The sequence below is a fragment of the Amycolatopsis thermoflava N1165 genome (assembly GCF_000473265.1).
GTDB classification, from domain to species: Bacteria; Actinomycetota; Actinomycetes; order Mycobacteriales; family Pseudonocardiaceae; genus Amycolatopsis_E; species Amycolatopsis_E thermoflava.
The window spans coordinates 8,210,255-8,220,314 of record NZ_KI421511.1 but is presented as its reverse complement, the minus strand read 5'-3'; the positions used below and the strand labels follow the sequence as shown (position 1 = coordinate 8,220,314).

General features: G+C 72.7%; 10 protein-coding genes and 2 pseudogenes. 5 read left to right on the top strand and 7 right to left on the bottom strand.

The genetic code is table 11. The features are described 5' to 3' along the window. Nucleotides 1–505: 505 nt before the first annotated feature. The 3 genes from AMYTH_RS51015 to AMYTH_RS0140885 are packed head-to-tail and all read right to left on the bottom strand — an operon-like array spanning nt 506 to nt 4,847. Entirely contained in the window at nt 506–1,582 is a 1,077-nt protein-coding gene (locus AMYTH_RS51015; RefSeq protein WP_037324307.1) for a DUF2786 domain-containing protein, read from the bottom strand. A 41-nt stretch (nt 1,583–1,623) separates the two neighbouring features. After that, nucleotides 1,624–2,820, bottom strand: a complete 1,197-nt coding sequence (locus AMYTH_RS0140890) for a class I SAM-dependent RNA methyltransferase (RefSeq protein ID WP_027935087.1) — start codon at nt 2,818–2,820, stop codon at nt 1,624–1,626. Continuing rightward, the gene (locus AMYTH_RS0140885; protein ID WP_027935086.1) at nt 2,817–4,847 is read right to left on the bottom strand and encodes an APC family permease; all 2,031 of its coding nucleotides are present in this window, start codon (nt 4,845–4,847) and stop codon (nt 2,817–2,819) included. The genes AMYTH_RS0140890 and AMYTH_RS0140885 overlap by 4 nt, the downstream gene beginning before the upstream one ends. Nucleotides 4,848–4,951: 104 nt before the next feature. Here AMYTH_RS0140885 and AMYTH_RS0140880 point away from each other — a divergent pair, with 104 nt between their 5' ends. The 4 genes and pseudogenes from AMYTH_RS0140880 to AMYTH_RS51275 all read left to right on the top strand — a co-directional run. Beyond that, nucleotides 4,952–5,617, top strand: a complete 666-nt coding sequence (locus AMYTH_RS0140880) for a potassium channel family protein (RefSeq protein WP_020418718.1) — start codon at nt 4,952–4,954, stop codon at nt 5,615–5,617. Then, nucleotides 5,617–6,273, top strand: a complete 657-nt coding sequence (locus AMYTH_RS0140875; RefSeq protein WP_017983702.1) for a potassium channel family protein — start codon at nt 5,617–5,619, stop codon at nt 6,271–6,273. Before AMYTH_RS0140880 ends, AMYTH_RS0140875 begins: the two co-directional genes overlap by 1 nt. A gap of 29 nt (nt 6,274–6,302) precedes the next feature. Continuing rightward, nucleotides 6,303–6,490 (top strand): annotated as a pseudogene (locus tag AMYTH_RS51350) (IS982 family transposase); the annotation flags it as partial. Continuing rightward, nucleotides 6,491–6,640 (top strand): annotated as a pseudogene (locus AMYTH_RS51275) (IS982 family transposase); the annotation flags it as partial. It abuts the pseudogene before it with no gap. 123 nt (nt 6,641–6,763) lie between these two features. On the opposite strand, the gene AMYTH_RS0140865 reads toward AMYTH_RS51275, so the two are convergent. Both AMYTH_RS0140865 and AMYTH_RS0140860 read right to left on the bottom strand, forming a co-directional pair. After that, a complete protein-coding gene (locus AMYTH_RS0140865) occupies nt 6,764–7,522 on the bottom strand; it encodes a DUF3159 domain-containing protein (RefSeq protein ID WP_378337202.1) in 759 nt (252 codons plus the stop codon). Nucleotides 7,523–7,534: 12 nt separating this feature from the next. Further along, on the bottom strand, nt 7,535–7,912 hold the full coding sequence (locus tag AMYTH_RS0140860) for an OB-fold nucleic acid binding domain-containing protein (protein ID WP_026153310.1): 378 nt from the start codon (nt 7,910–7,912) through the stop codon (nt 7,535–7,537). Between the two features lie 115 nt (nt 7,913–8,027). On the opposite strand from AMYTH_RS0140860, the gene AMYTH_RS0140855 reads away from it, so the two are divergent. Continuing rightward, entirely contained in the window at nt 8,028–8,723 is a 696-nt protein-coding gene (locus tag AMYTH_RS0140855; protein WP_027935083.1) for an alpha/beta fold hydrolase, read from the top strand. A 180-nt stretch (nt 8,724–8,903) separates the two neighbouring features. Here AMYTH_RS0140855 and AMYTH_RS0140850 read toward each other — a convergent pair whose 3' ends face one another. Beyond that, nucleotides 8,904–9,554: a DUF3710 domain-containing protein gene (locus AMYTH_RS0140850; protein WP_027935082.1), complete on the bottom strand. Its 651-nt coding sequence runs from the start codon at nt 9,552–9,554 to the stop codon at nt 8,904–8,906. Continuing rightward, complete coding sequence (gene dut / locus AMYTH_RS0140845; protein ID WP_027935081.1) at nt 9,554–10,036, bottom strand: dUTP diphosphatase; 483 nt, start codon at nt 10,034–10,036, stop codon at nt 9,554–9,556. The genes AMYTH_RS0140850 and dut overlap by 1 nt, the downstream gene beginning before the upstream one ends. Nucleotides 10,037–10,060: the final 24 nt, after the last annotated feature.

The following is a 10,060-nucleotide window of genomic DNA, read 5'->3' as shown; positions in this document are numbered from 1 at the left end:
GAAGCGGCGCGGTGATGTGGGGGCGCGGGCGGGCAGCGCCGGGCGCGGCAGCGCACGGCAGCGCACGGCAGCGCGCGGCGACGCGCGGCGACGCGGGGCGACGCGGGGCGGCAGCGCGGCAGCGCCGGGCGCGGCAGCGCGCGGCGGCGCGGGGCGGCAGCGCGGCAGGGCAGGGCGCGGCGGCGCGCGGCGGCGGGGCGAAGCGGCGCGGTGGCCCCCGGATGATGCGCCCGGTGGGGTGGCGGGGCGGGCGTCGGCGCGGCGCGCTGGTGGAGGCGGGGCCGAAACTCCACAGACAGCACTCGGAAGCGAGGCGGCACCTCAACGGCAGCGCGGCCTCATCGGCAGCGCCGCGCGCGCCGCAGCGCGGTGCGGCTTCGGGGCTACCGAGCAGCCGCATCCTGGGCAATGCATCAGAGCCGCCCACCCTCACCGGCGCCCAAGGCGAAGCGCGCCGCCGCAGGGCCGCGCCACTTCGGGCGAACGCGGCCGCGTCCGCTGAGTCCTAACCTGCCTCCACCTGGGCTCGTTCCACTGTCAGTCGTGCGTGGTTGGCGGCTTCTCGGCCTGCTGTCCAGCCCTCGGGGTTGCTGATGGTCGTCGTGCGGGTTGTCGTGTGCGGGAACAACTCCGTGAACAGCGTGTCCACCTCCTGGCGGCGCCGGGCGAGGATCGGGAGCAGCCGCGCCTCCGCGAACTCCGCCCCCGCGGCACGGTCGGCGTCGGTCAGGCGTTCGCCTATTCGCGTCGCGTAGGCGAGCAGGAACGCGTGCCGGAACGAGCGGGGCCGCGCGCCGCGGCCGGCGGTCAGCATCGCCTCGTTCGCCTGCACCAGCAGCGACGTCGACAGCAGCTCCACCAGGTCCAGGTCGACCTCGTGGCCGACCAGCACCACGAACCCCAGCTTGGCGTAGAACGCTGCCCGGCACCGGTTGGCCGTCGCGACCGCCGTCACCAGCGACGACTTCGGGCCGAGGTACGGCTGCTCCAGCCAGAACCGCCGCGCCGAACCCGCCCCCGGCCCCGGCACGTCCACCAGCGCCTGCTCGAACGAGTACCGGCTCATCAGCTGCTGCGCCTTCGCCGACAGCGCCTCCGCCTCCTCGGGGAACGACGTCGACTCCGCCTTCGCCAGCAGCGCCCGGATCCGCGCCAGCACCTTCTCGTCCACGCCCGCCCGCTCCGCCGCGACCGGCACCTCCGGCAACCGCGGCAGGGGCAGCAGCACCTCCAGCACCGACAGCACCACGAGCAACGCCGCCACCCGCTCCACGCCGTGCTGCTCCGACCACCGCTCCAGCAACGGCCGCTCGGCCCCGCCGCACCCGGCGAGCACGTCCGAGGTCAGCGCCACCCCCCGCCGGTCCAGCCGCCGCAACGCGATCTGGTGCACGTCCCCCGGCTGCCAGCCGGTCCGCCACAACCGCGCCAGCACCTCCCGCAGCGCCAGCTCCGCCGCCCGGTCGATCAGCCGCGCGTCGTAGCGCGGGCCGGCCAGCTCCCGCGCCGCGAGCTCACCCAGCCGCCGCTGGGCGGCATCGCACAGCAGGACGGCGAACGTTTCTACAGTGGACTCGGCCATGCCCCGCATCATGCCGGAGGCCACCGACAATTCCGGGCGCCTCAGCGCACCAGCAGCGCCACGCACTCCACGTGGTGGGTCATCGGGAACGCGTCGAACGCCCGCAACCGCTCCAGCCGGTACCCCGACTCACCGAAGGTCGCGACATCCCGGGCCAGCGCCGCCGGATCGCACGCCACGTACACCACCCGCTGGGGCGAAGCCGCCGCCACCGCCTGAACCACCTCGCGCCCCGCCCCGGACCGCGGCGGGTCCAGCACCACGACCTCCGGCTTCCCGGACAGCGACCGCAGCACGTGCTCCGTCCGGCCCGCCCGCCAGCTCACCTGCGGCAGGTCCGCCAGGTTCCGCTCACCGTCGCTCACCGCGCGCTGCCCCGACTCGACCGCCACCACGTGCCCCGTCACACCGACCTGCGCGGCCAGCACCGACGCGAACAACCCGACCCCGGCGTAGAGGTCCCAGGCCAGCTCCCCGGGCGACGCCCGCGCCCACTCCTGCACCACCGACGCGAACGTCTCCGCCGCCGCGGGGTGCACCTGCCAGAACCCGTGGGCCTGCAGCCGCCAGTCCCGGCCCGCCGCGTGCTGCACCGCCTCCCCGCCGGCCAGCTGCCGCGCCCGGCGCTTGCCCCGCACGGTCGCCAGCTCACGGGCGTGCACGTGGCCGTCCCCGTCGCTGGTCACCTCGATCTCCGTGCCCGGCCGCCACTTCCGCGACAACGCCCGGTCCAGCGCGCCCGGCACCGCGATCGGGCAGTTCTCCAGCGCCACGACCCGGTGGCTGCGGTGCGCCCGCAACCCGGCCCGCCCGTCCGGTCCGGCGACCAGCCGGACCCGCGACCGCCAGCCCAGCGCGCCCCCGGGCAGCGCCTCGACCTCGACCGGCCAGTCCAGCCCGGCCAGCCGCTGCAGCTGCTCGGCGACCACGCGCCCCTTCAGCTCCCGCTGGAACTCCGGCGTCGCGTGCTGCCAGTCGCAGCCGCCGCACTGCCCCGGCACGGCGAGCGGGCACGGCGGATCGACCCGTTCCGGCGCCGCGCGGAGGACCTCCACCGCGTCCGCACGGCAGAACGAACCGCCCTTGTCCTCGGTCACCTCGGCGCGCACCAGCTCGCCGGGCAGCGCGTGCCGGACGAACACGACGCGGCCGTCCACCCGGGACACGCAGTGCCCGCCGTGGGCGACGGGTCCCACTTCGAGCTCTAGGATCCGGCCGGTCCAGTCCTGTCCGGTCACTTCCCGCCGTCCTTGCCGGCCCCGGTGCGGGACGCCCCGTCCCCGAAGAAGCCGCGGCGCACGTCACCGGCCGCCGGGCGCGCCCGCGACGCGCGCCGCACCGCCTTCGCCGAGGACGCCAGCTGCCACGGCACGCTGGTGACCATCACACCCGGCTGGAACAGCAGCCGTCCCTTGAGCCGCAGCGCGCTCTGGTTGTGCAGCAGCTGCTCCCACCAGTGCCCGACGACGTACTCGGGGATGAACACGGTGACCACGTCACGCGGGTTGTCGCCGCGCACGCGCTTGACGTAGTCCAGCACCGGGCGCGTGATCTCGCGGTAGGGCGATTCGACGACCTTCAGCGGGACCTTGAAGCCCTTGGCCTCCCAGTCGGCGGTCAGCTGCCGCGTCTCGGCGTCGTCCACGTTGACCGTCACGGCCTCCAGGACGTCCGGCCGCATGGCCTTCGCGTAGGCCAGGGCGCGCATGGTCGGCAGGTGCAGCTTGGAGACCAGCACGATCGCGTGGTTGCGCGAAGGCAGCACGGTCGGGCTGCCGTCCAGCGCGGCCAGCTCCTCGGACACCCGGTCGTAGTGCTTGCGGATCGCGGTCATCAGCAGGTAGATCGCCACCATCGCGGCGATCGCGATCCACGCGCCGAGCAGGAACTTCGTGATCAGCACGATGACCAGCACGGTGCCGGTCATCGTCAGGCCGATCGCGTTGACGGTCTGCGAACGGCGCATCCGCCGCCGGGCCTGCGGATCGGTTTCGCGGGACAGCAGCCGGTTCCAGTGCCGCAGCATGCCGGCCTGGCTCACCGTGAACGACACGAACACGCCCACGATGTAGAGCTGGATCAGCTTGGTGACCTCGGCGTCGAACGCGATGATCAGGACCAGCGCGAACGCGGCCAGGAACAGGATGCCGTTGGAGAAGGTCAGCCGGTCGCCGCGGGTGTGCAGCTGGCGCGGCAGGAACCGGTCCTGCGCGAGGATCGAGGCCAGCACCGGGAAGCCGTTGAAGGCGGTGTTCGCGGCCAGCAGCAGGATGATGCCGGTGCTGAAGGAGATGTAGTAGAAGGCGGGCTCGAAGTGCGGGAACACCGCCTGCGCGATCTGGGCGACGATCGTCTTCTGCTGGTAGCCCTCCGGGGTGCCGCTCAGCTGGGTCGCCGGGTCCTCGGCGAACTTGACGTCGGTAAGGATCGCCAGCGTGATGATGCCCAGCAGCATCGTCACCGCGAGCACGCCCATCATCAGCAGCGTGGTGGCCGCGTTCTTCGACTTCGGCTTGCGGAAGGCGGGCACGCCGTTGCTGATCGCCTCGACGCCGGTCAGCGCCGCCGCGCCGGAGGAGAACGCGCGGGCGATGAGGAAGACGAACGCGAAGCCGGTGAAGGACGCCTCGGCGTGCAGGTCGAAGTCCGCGCTCTCGGCGCGCATCGGCGTGCCGCGGACCGCCTCGAACAGGCCCCACAGGACCATGCCCAGAATGCCGATGATGAACCCGTATGTCGGAATCGCGAAGGCCTTGCCGGACTCGCGCACGCCACGCAGGTTGATCGAGGTCAGGACCACCACGATGATCACCGCGCTCAGCACCTTGTGCTCGGCCACGAACGGGATCGCCGACCCGATGTTGGCCACGCCGGAGGACGTGGACACCGCCACGGTGAGGACGTAGTCGACCAGCAGCGCGCTCGCCACGGTCAGGCCGAATCTGCCGCCGAGGTTGGTGCTGGCGACCTCGTAGTCGCCGCCACCGCTGGGGTAGGCGTGCACGTTCTGGCGGTAGGAAGCCACCACGACCAGCATGACCACCGCGACGGCGATGCCGATCCACGGCGAGTAGGCGTAGGCCGACAGCCCGGCGACGCTCAGCGTCAGGAAGATCTCCTCGGGCGCGTACGCGACGCTCGAGAGCGCGTCCGACGCGAAGATCGGCAGCGCGATCCGCTTCGGGAGCAGGGTGTGGGAGAGCCGGTCGCTCCGGAACGGACGGCCGACGAGCAGCCGTTTGGTGGCGGTCGCAATCTTCGACACGTCAGAAGGGTACGGGCGGGTCCGCGAGGGGGCCGGACAAGGTAGGTTCTGCGTCGGCATCTACCGGGTAACCGCCGTTCGGGTGACACACAGGAGGCAGTGACGTGCACGTGGTGATCATGGGGTGCGGCCGGGTGGGCGCGTCCCTGGCCGCGGCCCTCGAGCGCCTGGGTCATGAGGTCGCGGTGATCGACAAGGCGCAGGAGGCGTTCCGGCGGCTCGGCAGCGACTTCCACGGCCAGCAGGTGCTGGGCATGGGCTTCGACCGGCAGGTGCTGATCGACGCGGGCATCGAGAAGGCGGGCGCCTTCGCCGCGGTGTCCAGCGGCGACAACTCGAACATCATCTCGGCGCGGGTGGCGCGGGAGAACTTCGGCGTCGAGCACGTCGTGGCCCGCATCTACGACCCGAAGCGCGCGGCGGTCTACGAGCGGCTGGGCATCCCCACCGTGGCGACCGTGCCGTGGACGACCGACCGGTTCCTGCGCACGCTGCTGCCCGACGGGGTGGCCTCGGCGTGGCGGGATCCCAGCGGCAACGTCGCGGTGCTGCAGCTGCCGCTGCACGAGGGCTGGATCGGCCGCAGCGTCAACGAGTTGCAGGAGTCGACCGGCGCGCGGGTCGCGTTCATCATGCGGTTCGGCACGCCCGTTCTGCCCGATTCCAAGACGGTGTTGCAGGCGGACGACCTGGTCTACGTGGCCGCGAGGTCCGGAACCGTCGGCGACGTGACGAGCACCGCGGCGCGTGCGCCGGAGGAGGAAGCCTGATGCGGGTCGCGATCGCGGGAGCAGGCGCGGTTGGCCGGTCGATCGCCAAGGAGCTGATCGACGGCGGCCACCAGGTCATGCTGATCGAGCGGCAGGCCGGGCAGTTCGAGCCGGACACCGTCGAACAGGCCGACTGGGTGCTCGGCGACGCGTGCGAGGTCTCGACGCTGGAGGACTCCGGGATCGAGCGCTGCGACGTGGTGATCGCCGCGACCGGTGACGACAAGGTGAACCTGGTCGTGTCGCTGCTGGCGAAGACCGAGTTCGCGGTGCGGCGGGTCGTGGCGCGGGTGAACAACCCGGCCAACGAGTGGCTCTACACCGACGCGTGGGGCGTGGACGTCGCCGTGTCGACGCCGCGGATCCTGGCGGCGATGGTCGAGGAGGCGGTCAGCGTCGGCGACCTGGTGCGGCTGCTGACGTTCCGGCAGGGGCAGGCCAACCTGGTCGAGCTGACCCTGCCCGACCAGACGCCGCTGGCCGGCCGCCCGGTGAGCGACCTGGCGCTGCCGCGGGACGCCGCGCTGGTGACGATCCTGCGCGGCGACCGGGTGATCGTGCCGCAGCCGGAGGACCCGCTGGAGCCGGGCGACGAACTGCTGTTCGTGGCCAACGCGGAGGTCGAGAACGACATCCGCAAGGCGCTCGGTTACTAGAGATCGATGACTAGCTTGGTGAGCCCGCTCGGGTGGGGAGGCCGCCGCGGCTGTCAGATGCTGAACTGCTGACGCTGGCGGTGGCGCAAGTGCTGCGGGGGTGCGTTCCGAGGCCCGGTGGCTGCGGTTCGTGCCTCGCCAGGTGCCGGGCGCGTTCCCGTATCTACCCGGCCAGTCGGGCCACAACAAGCGGCTGCGGGCCGCGGTCCCGCTGCTCCAACTCGACCTAGAACTACACGGCGGCCGCACCTTCGAAGGCGTCACCGCCCGCATCGCACAACGACTCCTCGCCCTCACCGCCGCCATCTGGCACAACCGCGCCACCGGCCAACCCACAACCCGATCCCTCGTCGCCTACAACCACTAACCAAGATCGGAATTACTTATCGAGGGCACTGAGTTACTGGGGCGCCGGCTACTCGGGTACTGGGCTACCAGCGCCCGAGGACCGGCTGCTCACCGGCATGCGCGCAGAGGCGGACCGGACGCCCTAGGCCTCCTGCGGCGGCTGGCCGTACTTCAGGCGGAGGCGGGCCTCGGCGTCCGCCTCCTCGGCGACGCGGGCCTCCTCGATCTCCTTGAGGCGCTTGTCGGAGCGGCGCACGGCCCACACGACGACCAGCAGCGCCAGCCCGTACAGCGGCCAGCCCATGGCGATCTTCGCGAACGCCAGCCAGCCGGTGTAGTCGGCCTCGTAGAGCCACCGCTGCACCACGAACCGCGCCCCGAACACTGCCGCCAGCGCCAGGGTGGCGACGTCGTAGCCGAGGCGGGACGGCTTGTCCCGGCGCCACGCGGTGCCGGTGCCGTTGAGGAAGTTCCAGATCACGCCCGCCAGCGGCCAGCGCACCACCACGGACAGCACGAACACGCCGCAGTAGACGAGGCTCGCCCAGATCCCGAACAGGAAGAAGCCCTTCGCGGACCCGGTGCGGTAGGCGATGAACGCGCCGATGCCGACGCCGAACAGTCCGGAGATGGCCGGCTGCAGCGACTCGCGGCGCACCAGGCGCACGATCGTGATCAGCGCGGCGCTGCCGACGGCGCTCCAGATGCCCGCCGTGAGCCCGAAGAACGAGTTCGCGAGCACGAACACCACGATCGGCACGGAGGAGTAGACGAGGCCGGACACCCCGCCCATCTGTTCCAGCATCGTGGGCTCGGGCCGCTCACCCGCCCGCCCAGGCTCGGCCCCGTCTGCGGCGGGGTGCGGATCGGTCTTGTCGCCTGGACGGGCGGGTTCAGTCACGCGGTTACCAACTCAGGAGGTCGTCTGCAGCTCGTAGAACGGGTTGTACAGCACCTTCTGGCCGTCTCGCTCGGCCATGCGTCCCCGGACCTTGATGGTCCGGCCCGGTTCGATGCCCGGGATGCGGCGCCGTCCCAGCCAGACTAGCGTCACGCCCTCCGTGCCGTCGAACAACTCGGCACGCAGTGTCGCCGCCTCTTTCGTGGGACACAGCTCCACGCTGCGCAACCGCCCGAGGACGGTCACCTCTTCGCCCGACCGGCAGTCGCATGCTCGTCGCGCGCCGCCTGCCTCGGATTTTTCGGACAGATCATCAGCGTCGAGTTCCTCGACGTCGCTGGTCAGCTTGCGCACCAGCCGGCTGAAATAGCCGCCGTCTTTGGCGGACATAGGCGTCTGCTCCTGTTCCGGGGCCCCCGACTCGAACGGCCCGTACGTCGTCCAGCCTAACCTCGTGGGGGCCAGCACAACCGCTTTGCGGCAAGATCGCAACGTGACGTCCGCAATGCCGAAACCGGCCGCCGTCCTGCTACCGGGGACGGGGTCGGACGAGGTGTTCGTCCGGTCTGTTTTCGCAGGTCCGCTGGGTGCGTTCGGCATACGCACACGGACCCCCGCACCACCGGGCGGCGCCGCTGTGACAGCAGGCCTGCTCACGTCACTCGACGACGCCGCGGCCGACGGCCCGGTGCTCGCCGGAGGCATCTCGCTCGGCGCGCACCTGGCGGCCGAATGGGCGGTCCGCAACCCCGGCCGGTGCGCCGGCCTGTTGCTCGCGATGCCGGCCTGGTGCGGTCGCCCGGACGACGCGCCTGCCTCGCTGGCCGCGCGCGCCTCCGCCGACCTGGTCGACTCGCAGGGCCTGGAGGAGGCGCTGCGGCTCGCCACGGCCGGAGTGACGCCCTGGCTCGCCGCCGAGCTGACGAGGGCCTGGCGGCGGCACGGGGACGGCCTGGCGGCAAGCCTGCGCGTCGCGGCGGCCCACCCCGCGCCGACGCTGGACGCGCTGGCCGGACTGGACGTCCCGGTCGGCATCGCCGCGTGCACTGACGATCCGGTCCACCCGGCCGCAGTCGCGCACGCGTGGGCGGGAGCGCTTCCCCGGGCCGTGGTCCGGGAGACCACGCTGACCGCGCTCGGCGCCGACCGCGAGTCACTGGGCCGCGCCGCACTGCTGGCGTGGCTCCAGGCGGGCGGGTGAGGTCCGCACCGCCGCAGCGAGCCCAGCCGCGCGGCAGAGCTTGACGCCCCGCAACGGGTACGAGGCGCGCCCACGACCAGCACAGCGACGCGGACCATCACAGACCTCGCGGAGAACCCGATCGGGCAGGGCGGGAGCACGCACCCTGGCGCGCGCTCCCAGTCACCACCGAATGCGTGCCTACTGCTGGCCCTGCTGCTGCGCGATGTGCTCGGCCACCGCGTCCGGCAACGTGATCGGCAGCGGCGTGCGCACCGGCATCGGCGCGTCGCCGCGGTCGACGATCGTGCCGCGGACGATGTCGCGCAGCACGGCGGGCGCCTCGGCCGCCATCGACTGCGGGCCGGCGATCACCCCGCGCAGCATCCAGCGCGGCCCGTCGACCCCGACGAACCGCAGTGCCACGTCGCCGATGAGCGCGGACAGCTCCGGCCCCCACTCACCCTGGCCCGGCGCGACCTTGGCGCCGTCGTTGCGCAGCTGCTCGGTCAGCTCGCCGACCACCTCGCGCCACAGGCCGCCGGAGCGCGGCGCCGCGTAGGCGCTCACCGTGACCTGGCCGTGCGCCGTCACCACGTGCACCGCGCGCACGCCACCGGCCTGCGGGTCCATCTCGACCTGCACCTGGGTGCCGTCGGGCACCGGGACCCGCACCGAGCCGAGGTCGATCCGCGGCCTGCCGTCCTCCGGCGCGTCGGCGATGTCGAACGGCCCGTCGGTGGCCTCCGGCTCCGGGTCCTCTTCCGGCTCCTCGGCGACGTCCGGCTCCCAGGACTCGCCGGGGTCGGCCATCGCGTGGCGGCCCCGCTTCTTGCGTCCGAAGATGCCCACTACTCCCTCGTTCCTTCCCCGGGATTCCCGGTCAGCGTCGCATGCCCGCCGGTCGAGCCGTACCCGCCCGCCCCGCGTTCCGTCGCCGCCAGCTCAGCGACCTCCACGAACTCCGCCGTCTCCACACGCTGGACCACCAGCTGCGCGATCCGGTCCCCCCGCGCGAGCCGGATCGGCTCGCTGCGGTCGTGGTTGACCAGGCACACCTTGATCTCCCCGCGATAACCCGAGTCGATGGTGCCCGGCGTGTTCACCACGGACAGCCCGGTCCGCGCGGCCAGACCGGAGCGCGGGTGCACGAACCCGGCGTAGCCGGGCGGCAGCGCGATCGCCACGCCGGTGCCGACCAGCACCCGCTCGCCGGGCTCCAGCACGACGTCGGTGGTGGTCACCAGGTCGGCGCCGGCGTCGCCGGGCCTTGCGTAGGACGGGATCGGGACGCCCGGATCGAGCCGGGTGAGCAGGACCTGCACGGGGGACACGGGCGGCGAGACTACCCTGGAGGC